The 20,317-nt window shown below is 58.3% G+C and carries 17 protein-coding genes; 6 read left to right on the top strand and 11 right to left on the bottom strand.

What is annotated here, in order from left to right; genetic code table 11:
• The 3 genes from ACN0VM_RS11205 to ACN0VM_RS11195 form a co-directional block, all read right to left on the bottom strand.
• The coding region (locus ACN0VM_RS11205) for a ribose-phosphate pyrophosphokinase-like domain-containing protein (RefSeq protein ID WP_417450973.1) at nucleotides 1-316 on the bottom strand (316 nt) is incomplete at its 3' end.
• Nucleotides 313-1,806 (bottom strand): thymidine phosphorylase family protein, encoded by a 1,494-nt coding sequence (locus ACN0VM_RS11200; protein WP_417450972.1) that lies wholly within the window; start codon nucleotides 1,804-1,806, stop codon nucleotides 313-315. The genes ACN0VM_RS11205 and ACN0VM_RS11200, both read right to left, overlap by 4 nt.
• Before the next feature lie 63 nt (nucleotides 1,807-1,869).
• A complete protein-coding gene (locus ACN0VM_RS11195) occupies nucleotides 1,870-3,510 on the bottom strand; it encodes a Na/Pi cotransporter family protein (RefSeq protein WP_417450971.1) in 1,641 nt (546 codons plus the stop codon).
• 172 nt (nucleotides 3,511-3,682) lie between these two features.
• On the opposite strand from ACN0VM_RS11195, the gene ACN0VM_RS11190 reads away from it, so the two are divergent.
• The 4 genes from ACN0VM_RS11190 to ACN0VM_RS11175 all read left to right on the top strand — a co-directional run bounded on the left by ACN0VM_RS11190 (nucleotide 3,683) and on the right by ACN0VM_RS11175 (nucleotide 9,174).
• Entirely contained in the window at nucleotides 3,683-4,642 is a 960-nt protein-coding gene (locus tag ACN0VM_RS11190; RefSeq protein ID WP_417450970.1) for a DnaJ C-terminal domain-containing protein, read from the top strand.
• Entirely contained in the window at nucleotides 4,639-4,995 is a 357-nt protein-coding gene (locus ACN0VM_RS11185) for a chaperone modulator CbpM (protein WP_417450969.1), read from the top strand. Before ACN0VM_RS11190 ends, ACN0VM_RS11185 begins: the two co-directional genes overlap by 4 nt.
• Nucleotides 4,996-5,029: 34 nt before the next feature.
• Nucleotides 5,030-7,666: a cation-translocating P-type ATPase gene (locus tag ACN0VM_RS11180; protein WP_417450968.1), complete on the top strand. Its 2,637-nt coding sequence runs from the start codon at nucleotides 5,030-5,032 to the stop codon at nucleotides 7,664-7,666.
• Between the two features lie 221 nt (nucleotides 7,667-7,887).
• On the top strand, nucleotides 7,888-9,174 hold the full coding sequence (locus ACN0VM_RS11175) for a serine hydrolase domain-containing protein (RefSeq protein ID WP_417450967.1): 1,287 nt from the start codon (nucleotides 7,888-7,890) through the stop codon (nucleotides 9,172-9,174).
• 35 nt (nucleotides 9,175-9,209) lie between these two features.
• Here ACN0VM_RS11175 and ACN0VM_RS11170 read toward each other — a convergent pair whose 3' ends face one another.
• From ACN0VM_RS11170 to ACN0VM_RS11150, 5 genes are all read right to left on the bottom strand, one after another.
• On the bottom strand, nucleotides 9,210-9,995 hold the full coding sequence (locus ACN0VM_RS11170; RefSeq protein ID WP_417450966.1) for an alpha/beta fold hydrolase: 786 nt from the start codon (nucleotides 9,993-9,995) through the stop codon (nucleotides 9,210-9,212).
• A gap of 9 nt (nucleotides 9,996-10,004) precedes the next feature.
• A complete protein-coding gene (locus ACN0VM_RS11165) occupies nucleotides 10,005-10,541 on the bottom strand; it encodes a VOC family protein (protein ID WP_417450965.1) in 537 nt (178 codons plus the stop codon).
• Nucleotides 10,542-10,560: 19 nt separating this feature from the next.
• Nucleotides 10,561-11,163: an NAD(P)H:quinone oxidoreductase gene (gene wrbA, locus ACN0VM_RS11160; protein ID WP_417450964.1), complete on the bottom strand. Its 603-nt coding sequence runs from the start codon at nucleotides 11,161-11,163 to the stop codon at nucleotides 10,561-10,563.
• A gap of 62 nt (nucleotides 11,164-11,225) precedes the next feature.
• Nucleotides 11,226-13,433: a TonB-dependent receptor gene (locus ACN0VM_RS11155; RefSeq protein WP_417450963.1), complete on the bottom strand. Its 2,208-nt coding sequence runs from the start codon at nucleotides 13,431-13,433 to the stop codon at nucleotides 11,226-11,228.
• Nucleotides 13,434-13,595: 162 nt separating this feature from the next.
• A complete protein-coding gene (locus tag ACN0VM_RS11150; protein WP_417450962.1) occupies nucleotides 13,596-14,384 on the bottom strand; it encodes a citryl-CoA lyase in 789 nt (262 codons plus the stop codon).
• Nucleotides 14,385-14,581: 197 nt separating this feature from the next.
• On the opposite strand from ACN0VM_RS11150, the gene ACN0VM_RS11145 reads away from it, so the two are divergent.
• The gene (locus ACN0VM_RS11145) at nucleotides 14,582-15,721 is read left to right on the top strand and encodes a CaiB/BaiF CoA transferase family protein (protein WP_417450961.1); all 1,140 of its coding nucleotides are present in this window, start codon (nucleotides 14,582-14,584) and stop codon (nucleotides 15,719-15,721) included.
• Nucleotides 15,722-15,770: 49 nt separating this feature from the next.
• The gene (locus tag ACN0VM_RS11140) at nucleotides 15,771-16,586 is read left to right on the top strand and encodes an IclR family transcriptional regulator domain-containing protein (protein ID WP_417450960.1); all 816 of its coding nucleotides are present in this window, start codon (nucleotides 15,771-15,773) and stop codon (nucleotides 16,584-16,586) included.
• A gap of 22 nt (nucleotides 16,587-16,608) precedes the next feature.
• Here ACN0VM_RS11140 and ACN0VM_RS11135 read toward each other — a convergent pair whose 3' ends face one another.
• The 3 genes from ACN0VM_RS11135 to ACN0VM_RS11125 form a co-directional block, all read right to left on the bottom strand.
• Nucleotides 16,609-17,418, bottom strand: coding sequence for a ferredoxin--NADP reductase (locus ACN0VM_RS11135; RefSeq protein WP_417450959.1), 810 nt, complete (start codon nucleotides 17,416-17,418; stop codon nucleotides 16,609-16,611).
• Nucleotides 17,419-17,691: 273 nt separating this feature from the next.
• Entirely contained in the window at nucleotides 17,692-18,702 is a 1,011-nt protein-coding gene (locus ACN0VM_RS11130; protein WP_417450958.1) for an alpha/beta hydrolase, read from the bottom strand.
• A gap of 20 nt (nucleotides 18,703-18,722) precedes the next feature.
• Entirely contained in the window at nucleotides 18,723-20,288 is a 1,566-nt protein-coding gene (locus ACN0VM_RS11125) for a carboxylesterase/lipase family protein (protein ID WP_417450957.1), read from the bottom strand.
• Nucleotides 20,289-20,317: the final 29 nt, after the last annotated feature.

Below are 20,317 nucleotides of genomic sequence, written 5' to 3'. Positions count from 1 at the left end.
GGCTCACAGCTTCACCCGGCCGGAAGGCTGTATCCTGTCGCATGTAGCACAAATACGGGCATATCAGTATCACGCGCGTAGCACCATTGTCCCGCAACGCAGCGGCAGCAAGGAACAGCGGCACCAGTTTACTGTCAGGATGGTCAAGGCTTGCAAACACAATGGCGGTGCCGGTGCCCGGCACTACACGGATACGGCTTTCGCCATCCGGGAAGGTGTGAATTTCCAACGGCCAGCAGGGAGCGTCCAAAGCGCTGGCCAATACCCTTGCGTCATCTTCAAAGCCGGGAAAGGCATGTACGCTGACAGAGGTCATCTCTCATCCCCGAGGCAATAGCCCGTATTTTCATCCGCATAGGCTGCGGCGAATCCAAAATCCGATTCAAAGCAGGCATGTATACGGTACAGAGGCTCTCCCGCGCTCACCCGGTCACCGACCTTGTGAAACAGATCAATGCCAGCGCCTTTATCAAGCGGTGCACCTGCCAGACGCGCCAGCCGATTCATGCGAAAGCAATCAATTGCTGTTACAACGCCAGACCGATGCGCCAGAATATCCTTGGTCAACCCACCTGGGGCGATGGTAGCTGTTTGCCGCCCCTGTGCGTCAATGATCCGGTTCATGGTCTTCAGCGCTTCGCCATTCTCAAGAAGCTGGCGCGCCCGCGCGTAGCCGGAACCGCCAACAAGGGCGGGGTCATTTTCAATAAGAGCCCCGGCCAGTTGCAGCGACTTTTCGCGCAGGTCCGCTGGCGCATCCGGCTGGTTCGACAATACGGCCATGACGTCCCGTGCCTCCAGCACAGGCCCGATACCCCTGCCGATAGGCTGGCTGCCATCGGTTGTGACCACGTCGACGTGAAGCCCGACCTCGCGCCCGACATATTCAAACAGTTTACGCAACCGCATTGCGTCGCCGTTGTTGTGCACCTTTGCAGTGGCGCCGACAGGAATATCGATCAAAAGATGGGTGGACCCGGCCGACATCTTTTTCGACATGATAGACGCCACCATTTGCTCACGCGTATCGATGCCCAAGGGGCGCTCGACAGATATCAACACATCGTCAGCCGGCGAAAGGTTGACGTGTCCGCCCCATACAAGACAGCCGCCACAATCTTCCACCACAGTGCGCATTGCCTGCATCGACAGGTCTACCCTGGCCAGCACTTCCATGGTGTCTGCCGTGCCGGCTGGCGAGGTTATCGCCCTTGATGACGATTTGGGAATGGGCAGACCGTGCGCCGCGACAATCGGCACCACGATCATGGATGTTCGGTTGCCCGGAATACCACCGATACAGTGTTTGTCGACCACACACGGAGCCTTCCATGTCAGACGGTTCCCCACTTGCGACATTGCCCGCGTGAGAGCCAGCATCTCTCCGGTGGTCATGAAGCCGGCGCTGGATACCAAAAAGGCTGCAATTTCCATCTCGGAATAACGATGCGCTGCAATGTCGGAAATAATCTCCTCGAGCTGATGGGCTTCAAGCGTGGAGCCATGAATTTTCAGCCGCACGTAATCCAGGCTTTTTGGCGGTTCGGCTGGCGCGATACAAACTGCGTCACCCGCTTTGCCGCCCAGTCGCGCGAAGGCCTGTTCTGACAGGCCAAGCTGATCGACAGCAATAATACTGTCGTCATCCACAATCATCAGCGAAGCGAGAAGGGTATGACCAGCATGCTGAACCTCGATTTTTTTGAGGGCCTGAAATTCCTCCGGGCGGTAGACAGCGCAGTTTCGCGCCATGAAGGCAACATTTTCGCCCTGTGTGTCGATCGCTACTCGCTTCAGTTTAAGCATGATCCCCCCTCTGCTGCGCAGGGTACATCCTAGCAAGGCGTGCCGACGGATCATTGATACTTGTCAATTTGCCGCTGCGCTACTGCGCTCACCGCCATTGCCGTATTTTCCAGCCAGCTTCTTCAAAAGCGCGTTGGCCTTCGCCGCGCGGGCAACCAGCCGGTTTAATGTGCTGATAGTATCCAGCAATTCATTGGCCGCCACAGGCGGGACATCCTGTGTCACAACGGCCTGAAGAAGCTTCGTCCGCAAACCGTGGTAACCGCGCTTGACCTTGCCCGCGGCGTGATCAGGCAGCGGCAGCACCTCATCCACAGGCAAGGTCTCCCCCTGGCGTGTCAAAATGGTGACGACCTCGCCAATATAGCGCGAAGCAGCGCGGCGCATGCCGGGGTCCTCAAGTTTGACGATAGAAGCCCGTACCCCGCGCACCTGCCCGACAAGGTCTGTTGCCTCACGGTAGTATTGGGCGATACGCATTACCTCGCCAAGGTCATCAGCCGTTTGCGGTGTCACACTCGTGCGCTGCACCATTCCGACAAAAGCGTAAACCTCCCGAACCAGCGCCCTGATGGTGAGGCGTCGGCTGCCGATATCACGCAGGTCAGGCGCGCTCTCCGACAGGGCAAAGATCGCAAGCCGTGCCACTTTTTCATCAATACGGCTTACCTCGCGAATAAGGGCCTGTACCGCCAATTGGGGGGTATTCCGCAAGGTATAGTCAAGGTAGCGAGGCTTTTGTTCGTCCTCCTCCCGCGTGCGGAAACATGTCTCCAGATAGACTGCAAGCCTGTCGCGCCACGGCCAGACAAGAAGCACACCGAGAACATTAAACGCCGTATGAAACACGGCGAGAAAGACCGAGGTCGTCGCATAAGACGCCGCCTGATCGGCAAACGGCAAGGCCAAAAGCAGCAGCAAGAAGGCCACGACGCCGGTAATGACGTTGAATATGATATGCGCCAAACCGACCCGACGGGCGTTTGACGTTGCCCCCACCGTCGCCAGCACCGCTGTCGATGTCGTGCCAATGTTGGCACCGATAATCATTGCTGCGGCCGTCGGCAGCATAACCGCGCCGCCGCTTGTTGCCGTCAAAATCAGCACCACTGCGGCGCTTGAAGACTGCGCCAGAACGGTAACAATAAACCCCAGCCCCATGCCGAGCAAAATGCCCATCGCGCCGTATTGGTTGACGACCTGAAAGTTGATCGCCGCGCTCAGGCCTTCAAAGCCGCCCTTGAGGAAACCTATGCCAAGGAAAAAAAGCCCGAAACCCGCAAGCGCAACACCATAGCCTGAACGGGGCCTCTCGCCGGAAACAAGCTTGACCGCAACCCCCGCTCCGACCATCACGAGGGCAAACGCCGAAATATCCAGTTCAAAACCCACTGAAGCCACGATCCAGCCGGTGATGGTGGTGCCAACATTGGTGCCAAAAATAACGGAGATTGCCTGCGCTAAGCTCATGAGGCCCGCGTTGACAAAACCGATCGTCGCCACGGTCACTGCGCTGGACGACTGCACGATCGCAGTTACAGAAACGCCCGAGAGGACACCCCGCCAAGCAGGCGTGGTACTTTTTTTCAGCACAGTGATCAGGCGGTCCCCGGCGGCGAGCCGCAGGCCATCGGTCATCAGGCCCAGTGCCAACAACAACAGACCCAACCCACCAACAAGTTGACCAACGCTCTCAAACGTCATGGCATCTCCGTCACGGGCTGCAAAAAAGCGACAGCTCCTGAAGGCTATCATACATGACTGACAGGCGCGGGATTTGAGAAAAGTCAAAGAACTGGTGTGGATATACGGTAGTATGGCGAAGAGTAGGCTGTTTGCACTGTGGCCTCTCGCGGAAATCCAGTGAGGTTGATTGATGAGCGATAACCCCTACGAGATATTGGGCGTTGACAAGAGCGCCTCCGACAAGGAAATCAAGGCCGCCTACCGCAGGCTGGCCAAATCGCTACACCCGGATCTCAACCCGGGCGATAGTGAATCAGAGGCGCGTTTCAAGGCCGTCTCCGCCGCTTATAATTTGCTGGGCGACAAGGAAAAACGGGCGCAGTTTGACCGTGGCGAGATTGATGCCTCAGGCGCGGAGAGTCCGCGAAACCCCTACTACCGGGACTATGCGGGTGACGGCGCCGGCCAGCGCTATTATTCCAGCCAGGGCTTTTCCGACTTCGCCGATGAAAGCGACTTTTTCTCCGACCTTTTTGGCAAGGCAAGGCACGAACAGCGGCAGTACGGGCAGCGGCAGTACGGGCAGCAGCAACGCGCGGGGGCTTTCAAGGGTGCCGACATACGCTATCATCTCACGGTGGATTTTCTGGATGCAGCGCGAGGTGCCAAGCGGCGCGTTACCATGCCCGACGGCATGCAGCTTGACATCGCCATCCCGGCTGGCGTGCGCGACGGTCAGGTATTGCGATTAAAAGGCAAGGGCCTGCCGGGCCATGGCGGCGGTTCCGCCGGCGACGCCTTTGTAACCGTGGAAACAGGCCCCCACCCCCATTTCAAACGGGAAGGCCTGAATATCCTGCTTGACCTTCCCGTGACGCTTGACGAGGCGGTGCTTGGCGGCAAGGTGAAGGTTCCCACCATCCACGGCAGTGTTTCCGTCCCTATTCCTGCGGGTTCAAGCTCGGGCCGCACCCTTCGGCTCAAGGGCAAGGGCATCGGCGCAAAAGGCGGGGAGGATGCGGGCAACCAGTATGTCACCCTGCGCGTTGTGCTTCCGCCCGAAATTGACAAGGAACTGGCCGATTTCATGACCAGATGGCGGGAGAAGAACGCCTATAACGTCCGGCAGGATCTGGAGACAGAAACATGAGCACCATCAAGGAAAGCGACGTGGTGGCCCGTATCGACAGCCTGACGGTTGAGCGGTTGGACCTTTATATCAGCCATGGCTGGGTTGCTCCCGACCTTGAAACGCCCCCTTCAGTGCCTCATGAGGCAGAGGGACGCCAGTTCGCTGATATCGATATTGCCCGCCTGCAATTGATTGAACAATTGCGCGAGGATATGGGCCTGAATGAAGAGGCCGTGCCCGTCGTGCTGGCGCTGCTGGATCAGGTCCACGGCCTCAGGCATCAACTGCGCTGCCTTGGACAGGCGGTTGAACAACAGCCGGAAGATGTGCGGCAACGCATTACAGCCCTGTTCGATAAAAGGCTGCGATAATCACAGATCACCAAACGAAAAACGTGAGAAACCCATGCATGCCCACACCGACCACCACACCATGACCTCAGAGGGCGCGTGCCGGTTTCAGGACGTGGACCCGGCCTGCGGGCTGACCGCGCATGAGGTGTTGCGGCGGCGCGACCTTTATGGCCCGAACACACTGGGCGAAGCGAAAACCGCTTCATGGTTTTCCATCCTCGCCAGTCAGTTCAAAAGCCTGCTTACCCTCATCCTGCTGGGGGCGGTCGCGCTTTCCTACCTTTTCGGCGATACGTCCGAGGGCATGGCGATCCTGATTGTCGTGCTTTTTAACGCTGTTACCGGTTTTGTTGCGGAAATACGGGCTGTACGCGCCATGGAAGCGCTGCGTGAAATGGGCCGGGCTACCACCCGTGTACGCCGTGACGGCAAAACGCAAATCATCCCTGACGAAGACCTTGTGCCGGGAGACATTGTTCTGCTAGAGGCAGGGGATGTGGTCACAGCCGATGTCCGGCTGGTTGAATGCAACCAAATGCAATGCGACGAGTCCCTGCTGACGGGCGAGTCTGTTCCTGTTGATAAACGTACCGAGCTTGCCGCCACGCCTTCAGACGAGGACATCCGCGCTGTCACCGCCTATAAAGGAACATCCGTCACGCGCGGCTCCTGCCTCAGTGTTGTGACAGCGACCGGGCAGCGGACCGAACTGGGTAAAATTGCCGATTTGACCGACACGGCGGAAGCGTCGGTTTCCCCCCTCGAGGTGCGCCTGCGCCGCCTATCAGAGCAACTTCTGCTGGCGGTGCTCGTGTTGATGGTTTCGCTCACCATCGTAGGAATTTTAGCTGGCCGCGACGTTATTGTAATGGTGAAAACCGGTGTTGCACTTGCTGTTGCGGCAATCCCTGAAGGGCTACCGATCGTGGCGACGCTCGCGCTGGCGCGGGGCATGTGGAAACTTGCAGAACGCAATGCCCTTATTGAAAGGTTATCAGCCGTCGAAACCTTGGGGTCTGTAACCCTCATTCTCACAGACAAAACCGGCACCCTGACCGAAAACAAAATGACCGTCACACAGCTATCCGCAACGGACACTCAGGCGCCCGATAGCCTCAGTGCCCCAACGGAGGCCGGAAAACAGGCGCTGCGCGTGTGTGCGCTTTGTTACAGCGGCGACGATCCGGCGCGGCTCAGCGACCCGATGGAAGCGGCGCTGGTAAAGGCCGCCGGGGCTGCCGGCATGGCGAGCCGCGAGACAGAGGCAACCCTGCCCCGGGTAAAGGAACACGCATTTGACGCAGCCGTGCGCATGATGGCCACAGTGCACCGCATGGGTGATGAATACCTGTATGTTGTCAAAGGCGCACCAGAAGCTGTGCTGGCTGCCGCGTCACACTGCGGTAACGATGCCCTCAGCGAGCCCATGAAACAGCAATGGCTGGACCAGATGCGCCAGATGGCACGCCGCGGTCTGCGTATTCTGGCGGTGGCCCAAAAAACCGTCAGCACAGAGGAGACCGACCCCTTCACAGGACTGACCTTCCTTGGCCTCATTGGGCTGGAAGACCCGCCACGGGCGGATGCCGCAGACGCGGTGCGCGCCGCACAGAAGGCTGGTGTACGTGTGGTGATGGCCACCGGCGACGGCCCCGACACCGGGCGTAGTATCGCTCGGGCGGTCGGTATTGTCGCAACGCATGATGCGCTTGTCATGCAGGGCAACGACCTGCCTGACACAGTGGCGGAGACACCCAGCGACAAGCCCGCGCCGGACGACACCGGCAAGATATCGGCCCTGCTGGATGCGAATGTTTTTGCCCGTATGAGCCCTGGCGAAAAGCTGAGGCTTATCGCGATGCACCAGCAGCACGGCGCCGTGATCGCGATGACCGGAGACGGGGTCAATGATGCACCCGCGCTAAAGAAAGCAGACGTCGGTATTGCGATGGGCATACGCGGCACAGAGGTTGCAAAACAGGCGGCAGACATGATTTTGAAGGACGATGCCTTTGCCTCAATCGTCGTCGCCATCCAGCAGGGGCGGGTGATCTTTGCCAACATTCGCAAGTTTGTCCTTTATTTGTTGTCCTGCAATCTGAGTGAGGTTCTCGTTGTCACTGCTGCTATTCTCACTGGCTTGCCCCTGCCTTTATTGCCGCTTCAGATATTGTTCCTTAATCTGGTTACCGATGTTTTCCCCGCCCTTGCCCTTGGGTTTGGACGCGGGGATGAGGAAATTTTGCGCCGACCACCGCGACCAAAGCAAGAGGGTCTGCTTCAACCCCGGCATTGGCGAGCGATCGCCGCCTATGCCTGCATCATGACCGCGTCTGTCCACGCAGCATTTGTCTGGGCCCTGGCTCAGGAAAACACCACCGGGGACTACGCAAATACGGTGGCCTTTTTCGCCCTCGCTCTCGGGCAGTTATGGCATGTGTTCAACATGCGCAGCAGTAAAGCGGCCATATTCAACAACCAGATTGTCCGTAACGGTCTCGTGTGGGGTGCCATAGGCTTATGCCTGCTCCTGCTCTCGCTCGCTATTCACTGGACGCCGCTGCAATCTGTTTTGCATCTTCAGTCGCTTGACGCCCGAGGCTGGTACGCGGTTGTGATCGCAAGCCTTGTGCCGCTGGTCGTCGGCCAGGCAGGCAAAGCCATCGCGGCGAAGATGCGGCGAAAATAGCCGGCACCCGGTTCCGGCGCGGCCATGACCTTGGAGACAGCATTTTTACAGCGTCATCGGAGGGGGCCGAGCGTATTATGGCCCCTGCCGTTGACCGAAAATACAGTACCGCTGGCCGAAAAGCTCGCCTTAAGGCACTGGAAAATATCCATAAAATGAATATGTAGCCAGCAGCGAGGAACCCCTTGCATAATAAATGTTCCAAACAGGGGAAAATAAAAATGCTGAAGCGGTTGATCATAATTTTTACAGGCGCAATTTTGCTGGCTGGCGGGTGGGGCTTTACTGTCCTGATGAACACAGAAAACGGCTGGCTCCGTGACCCGCTGGTAAAGACGGATGACGCCAAAGCCTTCGGTGACGCAGCCGTGAACCTTATTGAGCAGCGGCGCGCAGGCAACGTTGCGTTCATGCTTCTGGAAAATGGCAAACCGGTGACACAGCATTATGCTTCAAAGGGGGCCACGGTGGATGGCGATACCCTGTTTCAGGTCGCGTCCCTGAGCAAATGGGTCACAGCCTGGGGGGTTATGCACCTTGTCGATGAGGGCAAGCTTGACCTCGATACACCCGTTTCAAGCTATCTGACCCGTTGGCAACTGCCGCCCAGCGAGTTTGACAACAACGGGGTGACAGTCAGACGCCTTCTCAGCCACACAGCGGGCCTCACCGACGGCCTTGGCTATGGCGGGTTTGAACCCGGCGCACCCGTGCAGTCGCTGACAGACTCGCTAAGCCGGGCTGCGGACGCGTCGCCGGGCAAGGACGGTGCTGTGCGCGTCGGCATGGAACCGGGCAGCGACTGGAAATACTCAGGCGGGGGCTATAGCCTTCTGCAATTGCTCATCGAGGAAGTGTCAGGCCAATCGTTCAACGACTTCATGAAAGAGCGCGTGTTCAGCCCCCTTGGCATGATGCGGTCCACCTTCATTATTGACGGCGACAACACCGGCAACGTCGCCACTATCTATGGGCCTGAGGGCGAAAAGGCGATCCACTACAGCTTCACAGCGCTTGCGGCGGCCTCGCTTTATACCACCGCCAATGATATGGCCATGTTCCTGAAGGCCCAGCGGCCCGGTCCGGCAGGTGAACGCATTGGCCGCGATGTACTGGCACCGGAAACCGTTGCCATGATGTATGAACCCCATGCCTCGTCACTGGGCCTAGATATATGGGGGCTTGGTACCATGCTCTATGCAGCCAAGAGCGACGGCCAGTATATTATTGGTCATGACGGTAGCAACGAACCAGCCATTAACACCACCGCACGCCTTGATCCTGCAACAGGGGACGGCATCATCCTTCTGGAAACCGGCAATAAAATTCTCGCGTCAAATGTGGCGGGTGAGTGGGTCTTCTGGAAAACCGGCAAAGTAGACTTTATCGACCAAACCATGGCAGCGGGCGACATGATCAAAAGCCTGCTCGTCGGCTGGTTGGTTATTCTGATAGCAACCATCTGGCTCATTATTCGCGCGCGCAGAAAACGCAAACAGCAGCTTTAGCCCAGGGAGAAAGGTGCCCGCATCGGCGGTCTTGCTCAGCCGCGCAAGAACTGCGCAAGCACGGCGTTATAGGCATCTGGCCTGGTGATGTTGGCAAAATGCCCGGCGGTTTTGATCTCGACCGCCCGGGTATCGCGCCAGACTGTAGCAACGGTCTCTGCGACACTGCGCAGCCAGGTTGTGTCCCGTTCGCCATAGATGTAAAGCACCGGTACCTGCAGCGCCTTCATCTGTCCGAAAGTGTCACCCCGGTAACTGTCCGGCACACCGTGCAGGAGGTCGCGCCCCTCATAGGCGTTGAGAAGCGGCCGCACCGCATCCGGCATCAGCTTCAAGTCGGGTGCCACAAGGGCATGAGCGCACCACTCACGCTCAAAACACGCCCTGTCGCCTGCGCGCAGCAAGGCACGGTAATGCTCAACGGGAATGGCTTCACCGGCAGGTGGTCGCGTGGGGAAGCCGTCTATTGGCGCGCCTTGCAGGACCAGTTTGGTGACTCGGTCAGGATAGGCGCACGCAAAACGAAGCGCCACGCGGCCGCCTTGTGACATGCCGACAACCACCGCACTTTCAAACCCGACCGTATCAAGCACCGTGCAGATATCATCCACCTCCGCATTGATATCCGGCGGTGCCGTAGACCTGCCAAAGCCGCGACGGTCAAAAGTGATGACGGTGAAACCGGATGCCGCAAAGCAAAGCTGGCTCGCCCACATGCGCTGGTCCAGCGCCCAGCCGTGCAGGAACAGAACCGCCGGTCCCACCCCTTGAGAAAAGGCCGATATATGCCCGCCTTCAACCGGGATCAGGTGTTCCGGCATGGCACCTCGCTACCGCACATCGTTGTTGGGTGTATGATCGCCCCCCAGCCAGCGCTTGAGATCTTCGCGCGCACTGGCACGGCGGATTTCCTTCAGGCCATCCGCCCCCACCGCGTCGGTGGTAAATTCAAGCAGCATACGATTTGGGTCTTTCACATAAACCGACTTGCAGTAGCCATGATCGAGGATATAGGTGTCCGGCTCGGTAATACCTGCCTTGTCAATGCGTTCAATAATCCCGGCCTGGGTTTCCTCGTCCACGTTCAGGGCGATATGAATGAAGGGCGATTCCGGCTGCTCGGGCCCGAACAGGTCATGATCCTTCTGGTTCGCAAACTGAAAGAAGGCCAAGGCACTGCCATCGGCCATTTCAAAGAAGCAGTGGGCGAAAGTACGTTCTTCCCCAAACAGTTCCTCCTGCTCGCACCATGTGGCGACAAGCGGCAAGCCGATTACATCCTCATAAAACGCGCGTGTCGCCTCAAGATCTTTGGTAACATAGGCTGTATGGTGTAGCCGTGTCGGCAATTTTTTCGCTGTGGTCATATTTCCCTCCCGATGAAATCTAGCGGACCAGCTTCGCAGCGATTTCCGCTACATGTTTGCCCTGAAACCGGGCTCCGGCAAGCTCATTCTCGCTCGGCATGCGCGACCCGTCTGCACCCGCGATCGTGGAAGCACCATAAGGAGTACCGCCGGAAATCTCCGTCATGATGGTATTGCCCGCAAACGAATACGGTAGCCCGACGATTACCATGCCGTGGTGCAACAGGGTGGTATGCACCGATGTAATGGTGGTTTCCTGCCCGCCGTGCTGGCTCGCAGTTGAGGTAAAAGCACTGCCCACCTTGCCAATCAGCGCGCCCTCAGCCCATAGGCCACCGGTCTGGTCAAGGAAGTTGCGCATCTGTGCCGCCATGTTGCCAAAGCGCGTAGGCGTGCCGATAATGAGCGCGTCATAATCGCCCAGTTCACCCGGCTCCGCCACCGGATGGGCTGCCTCGGTTTTCATGCCTGAGGCTTTCAGTACATCCTCAGGCACCAGTTCCGGCACAGTCTTGACCGCGACATCCGCCCCCTCGACCTCCCGGACACCCTCAGCCACAGCATTCCCCATCACTTCCGTGTGGCCATAGCCGCTATAATACAGAACCAGAACCTTTGCCACGTTCACTCTCCCTAAGCTGCTCGGGGCGCCCCGCTCTGAAGCGCCCCCTTTGAACGGTTGCGTTAAAATCTCATTGTCAGGTCAATGCCGTAGCGGCGTGGTTTGGCCTTGAAGACAAAACCGCCCGGTGAAAATTCGGCATTATATTCTTTGTTGAACAGGTTCTTTGCCCATGCGGTAATCGTCCAGTCACCAAATTCAACCCCCATGCGGGCGTCGACCAGGTCAACCGGGTCCCGCACGGTGGAGTTCTCAAGATCCCACCATGTTTTACCGATACGCTGATAGTCGACCCGGGTGATAAGCCGCGCCTCATCACTGAGATCAGCGGTATATTGCACACCCAGATTCAGGGTATATTCCGAGACCTGCGGCAGCTTGTTGCCCTCAAGGTTCGGGTCCAGGAAATCCTTGATTTCGCTGTCTGTGTAGCCAAAGCCAAAATTGAAATCGAGCCCCGGTGCCGGACGGATGGTGCCGTCAAGTTCAAAACCTGTCAGCCTGCCTTCGGGTACGTTGCCCAGGTTCTGGGTTGAGTTAGCTGCCAGGAACACAAAGAAGTATGAATTTTCCGATTTTGTGGTGAACACATTACCGTTCAACACCATGCGGTTGTCAAACAGGGTGCTTTTAAAGCCCGCCTCAAAGGTTTTTGCGACCTCGGCCTCGAAGATATCGTTCACACCCACAATGCCAGCGCCTGCCGCGACCGCGCCAACACCCGTCTGGTTGAAGCCACCACTTCTGAAGCCGGTGCTGTAGGAGGCGTAAGTCGTCAGGTCGTCGCTGACCAGATAGCGCAGGGTTACCTTGGGTTGCCATTCGGCGAAAGTACGCTCGCGCACCTCACCGCTGGTGCCGGGTGGGAAACCGGGCACATTGGGCAGATACTCTGTGGGGGTTAGCGTTGTTTGCTCACGCTTGTCACGGTCATAGCGCAGTGACGCGTTCAGCTCCAGCTTGTCTGTGATATCATAGGTGCCGTCGGCATAGACCGCCCAGGCGAAGTTATCCTGCTCATCGGCAAGGAAAGTTGCCTGCGGGTTGTCGGGGTTGGTGCTGGGGGTTCGGTATACCGGGAAGACGCCAAGGTCCATATCCACCATATTTCCGGTAGAGATATAACGGCTGGTGCCGATCATATACCCGCCGGCCATCCAGCGAAACGGCCCATCGCCATTGGAGCTGAAACGGAAATCCTGGCTCCAGGCTTCCACATCCAGATACTGGCTCTGGTTCATGTCAAACCCGAGCAAACCATAAAAAAGCGATTCTTCAATCGGCAGGAAATCAAACGCGTCACCGGTCAGGATCTCTTCCACCTTATCGTAGGAGGTGACCGAGTTAAACGTGCCGAAGTCGGTTTCATAGGTCATCTTGACCGACAGGTTCGTCATGTCACGGTCATTTTGCCCCGCGTTGTTGACACGTACCGGCAGGCTGGTGTCATTCACGTCACCGACAATATTGTAGTAGAAAGCCTGTGTGCGCAGTTGCGACAGCGACGCTCGGAAGTCCACCGTCAGCTTCTCGGTCGCGTCCCACAGCAGCCTGCCGCGCAGGGAAAGATCCTGATAAGGGTCAGCTTCTTCATCCAGAAACTCGTTATTGATATATCCGTCTGTGTCTATAAAGGCCGCGGACAGGCGGTATTTTACCGTATCCGACGAACCAAGCGGACCGCCGACGCTGGCCTGCACTTTATAACCCGGGCCGGAATCCAGCCCAACCTTGACCATGCCTTCGGTCTCGTCTGTCGGTAGCTTGGTGGTGATCACAATGGCGCCGCCGATAGCGTTACGGCCATACAGCGCGCCTTGCGGGCCCTTGAGCACCTCGATCTGTTGAATATCAAACAGTTCCTGATTGAACTGCGCCGGATTCACCTGCTGCACACCGTCAATCACCACGGCGACCGATGGCTCAGAATTCCGGTTCTGTGTGATGCCGCGCAGCACGACAAAGGCACTGCCCGCGTTCTGGGTTTCCACAAGGGTGAGGTTGGAGGTCAGCGCCACAAAATCTGCCGGGCGTTCAATCCCTGCATCAAGAATTTTCTGTTCTGTATAAGCCGTTACCGCAGCTGGTACGCGCTCAAGCGTCTCATTGCGCTTGCGCGATGTGACGACAATTTCCTCAAACGTATATTGTGCAGCCTCCGTATCACTTGCTGCTTGAGCGTGGACAGTTGCGGCATTCAGCGGCGCCAATAGTGCCAGCACGGACATGCTCGCCAAAAAGCCATTTAGCCTGTTTGATTTTCTTCCCATAACCCTCTCCCTCGGGTGCGTTCCCTTGCTCAGGCGCCCTCCTTCCCAAGACGGCGCTTTTACTTCTCCCTGCTTGCTTGGTATAATATTCGAATATCGAAGTCAAGTTCGTTAATCGAATATTATGAAGAGTCGCGAGAAACAAAGGGCGGGACATAACCGTCAACCAACCTCGTTGCCGTCGTATTTGATAGCTTCCGCCGCAGCACCCGAAAGGATAAATCCGATCCCGCGCTCGCTCTCTTCCTGCAGGTGGCCAATCAGGCTGGCAGTCCGCGCCAAAAGCGAAATGCCCTTGAGCGCCGCCAGCGGAAAACCGACATCCAGCATCACCGCGGGGATGGCCCCGTTCACATTGATCGGCAGACTGCGGCCAATCACTTCAGGGATGGCGCGCTGCACTGCCCGCACCATGCGAATATGCGGCCCGACAATGCCGCGCTCCTCTGCCAGTTCAAACAACAGATTGGCGCGCGGGTCCCCCTCCGCATGCAGGGGGTGGCCAAAACCGGGAACCGGGGTCTTTGTCGCCCGAAGCGCCCGCACGCCCTCAAGCGCAACGGCGTCTATATCGCTGTTTTCCGCGTGTTTTGCGCACAGATCGGCGATGAATCGCCCGGCAGTTTCCGCACTGCCCAACACCACTGTGCCGCAGCCCAGAAGCCCGGCGGCCACAGCGCCCTGGAAGGCCTCAGGTGCCGCGGCATAGGTCATGCGTGCAGCAACCACACTGGGCACAAGGCCGTGCTCGGCAATCGCCGCCAACACAGCGTTAGCGAAAAAGACCTGATCCTCGTTTGGCTCCTGGCCGGTTACCAGAAACCAGAAATAGCTGGTGAAATCGGTTTTGCCGATCACCTCACTGCACAGGTCCTTCCCGCGGACGGTGATGTTGGCATGGGTCGATGTCGAGATCGCGCTGAATGGTTTGTCGGTCTTGCCAATACGCATGAGTTGCCTCCTGATAGCGTCAGATTTGGCCGCTATGATATGGACAATCTGTGCGGTGTCAAAATAAATTCGATTATCGAACTTGTTTTCATTATACGAATAACGTATATGTCAGGCAGGTTTGGCGGGACACAACAGCCGTCACTGATGGCCGCGCGCCATAAGGTTTCGCAACTGGATGAGTATAGGGGAAGCATATGATCAAGGTTCTGGACGGTGTTAAAGTCCTCGACATGGGCACATTCATTACCGGCCCGGCTGCGGGCATGTTCCTTGCCGACCTTGGCGCCGAAGTCATCAAGATTGAGAATCCGAACGGCGGCGACCCCTTCCGGGCCTACCGGGGCGAACTCTACAGCCCGCATTTCCAAACCTACAACCGCAACAAAAAAAGCATCACATTGAACACCAAATCGGACGAGGACCGCGCCATTCTTGATGAAATGATCAAGGGCGCGGATGTGTTCATCCAGAATTTCCGTCCCGGCGTTGCCGACCGGCTGAACGTCAGCGCCGAGCGGCTGCAGGCGATCAACCCGAAACTGATTTATTGTTCCATCTCCGGCTTTGGGCAGGATGGCCCGGAGCGCGACAGCCCGGCTTTCGACACAGTGGCCCAGGCCGCAAGCGGCTTCCTGCGGCTGCTGGTCAACCCCGAGAACCCGCGCGTGGTGGGGCCGGCGCTCGCTGACGCTGTGACCGGATTTTACGCGGCCTACGGTGTATTAGGGGCCCTGTTCGAGCGTGCCAAAAGCGGCAGCGGGCGCCTGGTGGAAGTTTCCATGCTGGAAGCCATGTGCCACTTCAACCTTGACGACTTCACCCATTATTTCTCGGATGATCAGGTGATGACGGCCTATAGCCGCCCGAATGTGTCCCAGTCTTATGTGTTCGAGACGGCGGACCATAAATGGCTGGCGCTGCATATGTCGTCACCGACCAAATTCTGGGAAAACCTGGCCTTGTCCGTCGGCAAGCCGGACATGCTGGATGACCCGCGTTTTGCCGACCGCATGGCGCGGATAGAAAACTACAGCGAGGTGATCGCCTTTCTCAGGCCAATTTTCCTCTCAAAGCCACTGGCCGACTGGTGCGAGGTACTGGGTGCAAACGAAGTACCCCATTCGCCCATGTATACATCCGAGGAAGTGACCAAAACCCCACAGTTTGAACACCTCAAGCTGATGCTGGAGACGGAGCACCCCACCAAGGGGCGCTTCCGCACTATTCGCTCGCCCATATCCTACGATCATGAGTATGCGAGCGACGTCACAGCACCACCGGTGCTGGGCGAACACGACAAGGCGATAAAATCCCTTTACAAGACCAACACCTAAAGTAAAAAGTTGAGGCTATCTTCAAACTTTACGCGAGACCCACACATTCATGTCCATGGCCGACGATACTCCCAAGCCCAAAGATCCAGAGTATCTGTCAACGCTGGAGCGTGGGCTGAAGGTACTGAACGCTTTCGATGCCGGGCACCCTGAGCTTCAACTCAGCGAGGTCGCTACCATCACGGGCCTCAGTCCTGCTGTGGCGCGCCGTTGCCTGCACACCCTGCTTGAGCTTGGTTATGTGGGCAAAAACGGACGGCGGTTTATTCTCAAGCCCAAGGTGCTTGAATTTGGCTCGGCCTACCTCAATTCGATGAACCTTGAGCAGGTGGCGACCCCCTACCTGCAGAAACTCAGGGACCAGACCGGCGACAGCTCCTCGCTCTCTGTCTTGTCGGGGCATGACATTCTCTATCTCGTGCATGTCTCCACCGAAAGAAAAATACGCCTCGGCGCCAGCGTCGGCACCCGTTTCCCCGTGCATGCCACCTCGCTTGGCCGTGCCCTGATGGCATACCAGCGCGACAGCATCATCGATCAATACATCGATACGGTTGAGCTGAGAAAATTCACCGAACATACTATTACCGCAAAAGCAGAACTTGAGAAGCGCCTGCGCAAGATCCGCCAGCAGGGTTACGATTCAGCGCAGGACGAGCTCGATTACGGCATCGTCTCGGTCGCTGTTCCCATTTTTGACAGCAACCGCCAGGTCATTGCCAGCATCAACTGCTCAACCTCGACCACCCGGGTTTCACGTGAAAAGCTGATCGAGGAGCGTCTGCCTTTGCTGCAGGACGCTGCGATTGAAATTGAACTCGCACTTAAAAAATGGCCCTTCCTCGCGAATTCACTGCAAGGCTGATCAGGCTAGGCGCGCTTCACAATCAGCCGACAAACGCTTTCTCAACCACAAATTCGGCGGGGGACGCGTTGGAACCCTCCCGCAGCCCGGCCTGTTGAAGCAGCAGTTTTGTGTCGTGGATCATGTCCATGGACCCACAAATCATCGCCCGGTCCCGTACGGGATCGAACGGTGGCAGATCCGTTGCCCGGAACAGGTCCCCATTCTCGATAAGGTTCGTGATACGCCCGTTGCGGAAATAGGGCTCCCGCGTCACGCTATCGAAATAGTAAAGTTTACCAGCAGCAAGTTCGCCGAGGAATTCATGCTCCATCAGGGCCCCAAGCGTCGCCTTGCTGTAATCCAGCTCCGCGGCTTCCCGCGTGGTATGCGTCACGATTACATGCTTGAATTTTTCATAAGTGTCCGGGTCCCGGATCACGCTGGCAAAAGGCGCAAAGCCTGTGCCGGTGGACAACAGATAAAGGTTCTCCCCCGGCGTCAGCGCATCAATAACCAGCGTACCAACCGGCTTACGGCCCAATAAAATCGTGTCTCCCACAGCAATTTTTTGCAGACGCGACGTCAAAGGACCATCCGGCACCTTGATGGAGAAGAATTCCAGTTCGTCTTCCCAGCTCGGGCTTGCAATGGAATAGGCGCGCAGCAGCGGTTTGCCGTTGACTTCAAGGCCGATCATGACAAATTCGCCTGAGCGGAAACGAAAGCCTGCGGGCCGTGTAATCTTGAACGAGAAAAGAAAATCCGTCCAGTGAGTGACGGCCAGCACCTTTTCATGTGTCGGTCCAGTCGGTGAAGAGGCGCGGGCCTGCAAGTTAACATTCAGATTCATCGGGGACTCCTGTACACATAAACACCGGCAGCGGCGCGCACATGGCCCGCCAATCGAGTATCGCTGCCCTTAGTATTGCAACTAATAATTATTCGCAACACATTAATTGAGAAAAACGCCGGGTTGGTCCCGCCTTCAGCCCACGCACACAAAACACCGGGTTTCTCGCGCTCGCCGAACATTGCGCCGAACACCGCGCGGGGCGGAAAAAGCTTACGACTTTGCCCGGTGCTTCCAGTGATCGGACTATGTGGTTATGACGCGGCCTTGGGACTAGTAGCGGTTGGCAAACCCCACCGCCTGCGCCCACGCGAGGAACAGGTCAAGCCAGCCTTCAACCGGCTTGCCAACGGCTTTTCTCAACCCGAAGCCGTGCCCGCCATGGGCAAAAAGGTGGGTTTCTACCGGTATTCCCTTTGCCTTGAGGGCCGCACGCAGCAGCACTGCATTTTCCACCGGCACAACAGGGTCATCTTCGGCGTGCAGGATGAAGAAGGGCGGCGCACCCTCAGGCATGTTCCTGTCGGGGGAATGGGCCGCCTCGCGTTTGGGGTCTGCGTCTTCCCCAACAAGCAGCGCGCGGGAGCCGGGGTGCGCATTTGGCGCAGTCATGGAGATCACCGGATAGATGGGGGCCGCGAGAAAAGGCCGGGCAGAGAGCTGATCGGCAGCGTCCAGGGGCTCATACACGCCCGCGTCAAAGCGGGTGCCAAGGTCTGCGCACAGATGCCCCCCAGCGGAAAAGCCCATGGCGGCGACACGCTCGGGGTCCACACCATAGTCCTGCGCCCGCGCGCGAATGAGACGCATGGCACGCTGCGCGTCCGCCAGCGGCACATTGGCCCCATCCTGCCAGCCTTCGTTTGGCAGGCGGTAAAACAGCACAAACACGGTATAGCCGAGCGCACTCAGGCGCCTGCCCACTTCATACCCTTCCTTGTCGACCACGACCCATTTGTAACCGCCGCCCGGCGTGATCATAATCGCCGCGCCATTAGGTTTTCGCGGCCGGAACACTGCCATGCGGGGGTTCGTGATGCCGTAAACCGCGCGGTCGGTGACCAGCCGGTCACGGCTGCGCTCAATCACCGTTTCCGTAAGCGCCGGGTTTTCACCGCCCGGCAGGCCATCCGGCCACAGGTCTATGGTCTCGTCCGGCTGCGGCAGGCCCGGCGGCAGTTCGCTGCCCGCAAGCGCGGGTGGCGCCGTTTGCGCGCGCACGGCAACAGGGGCCAAAAGTGCGGCGAGGCTGCCCATAAGAATGCTTCTGCGGCTGGTTTTCATGGCTCTCTCCTGTGCGGTCCTTAGCTGCCGGGCTGGATATAGGGTGCGCGGGCAAACAGTTCGCGCTGCCATTTTCTCGGGTCGTTCACTGCGCGGGTATGGCTGTCAAACACCATGGTGGCACGGTCAGGCAGGTCATACGCGGGCCAGTTTGCCATCCCGGCGTGGTTGGGGTTACCCCTTCTGGCAAGCGCAATAAAGGCATCCATAATCTTGCCGCTGATCGCTGTCGCCTCTGGCCCGGTGCCGGTCAGCGACCCCTTCGCCCCCAGCGTACCGAACACCAGCGGGATATCATGGGTGTGGAAAGCGCCCCGGCGCGGCTCCAGGGGGGACGGAAAATCAAGCTGGTAAACCCATGTGGCGTTGGCGCCGGCAGCGGCGCGCGCATCCGCCTCAATCACCTGCCCCGGCCAGCTGCGGCCTGCGGTTGTGGCGGCGTAAAAAAGTTCCTCAGGGCTATAGTGCGGGAACTGCGCGCGGTACTGCGCCACCACCCAGTCAGGCGGCAGGTCGATCTTGAGCTCAGGCCCAAGGCGCGCGGCGATATTGTCCCAAGACAGGCCCCGTACCTTGTCACCATCCGGGCTTATAAAGGCCCGGGTTTCATCGTGCGTATTGCCGAGGATCATCGGAATGGCGGTCGATTGCGGATTCGCATCAGGCCAGAAGGGATGCCGGACCAACCATTTCATGTCGAGCGTCGGGCCAAAATATACACTTTTGCCCAGAATCGGGTCAGGTGCAGACAGGGCCTCCACAAGCCGCCCGGTCGGAAGGGTAAGCAGTTTGTCGACATCGCCGTCACCAAGCCCCAGCGCCGCCATATAGGACCGCGTGCGGGCGGTGCCATTCATTGCGCCCTGGGCCGTGACCTGCTGGCCGCTCATCGTGGCAGCAGAATGGAAGAGGCCCTTGGCCGCCGGCATACCCATAAGCGTCGCGATCTTGGCACCGCCACCGGACTGGCCAAACACCATCACGCGTGAGGCGTCACCGCCAAAGGCCGCAATGTTGCGTTTGATCCAGTCAAGCGCAAGGATCAGGTCAAGCTGGCCCACGTTGCCGCTGTCGGCAAAACGGGCATCAAGCCCCGCAAGGTAAAGATAGCCAAATGCATTCAGCCGGTGATTGACCGTAACCACCACCACGTCACCGCGCGCGGCCAGATGGCGGCCATCATTGAGGGGGTCTGTCACGCTGCCGGTAGAATAGGCACCACCGTGGAAGTAAACCATCACCGGGCGCTTGGCCTTCTCATGCAGGTCCGGTGTCCAGACATTGAGGAAAAGGCAGTCTTCACTGTGGGGGGCGTAACGGTCCCCGCGCTGTGGGCAAACGGGCCCAAAGCCGGTGGCGGCGCGTGTGCCCGACCACGGCGCGGCGGCAACCGGCGCCTGAAAGCGGGTGTGCGCCGTGTCTTCGCCGTAGCGGATGCCGCGAAAGACCGAAAGGCCCCCTTCCCGTGTGCCACTCAGGCGGCCTTCTGTCGTCGTGGCGACCGGATCAGTTTTTGCGGCTACGGGCGCGGCGGCAAGCGCCAGGCTGGCAGCGGTGCCCGCAAGCATGGTGCGACGGTTGATCATGGTGCATCCTCCCCAAAATGCAGTTATTT

Origin of the sequence: Kordiimonas sp. (assembly GCF_048260245.1) — a bacterium.
Lineage (GTDB): Bacteria > Pseudomonadota > Alphaproteobacteria > Sphingomonadales > Kordiimonadaceae > Kordiimonas.
This window is presented reverse-complemented; position numbering and strand designations above follow the sequence as displayed.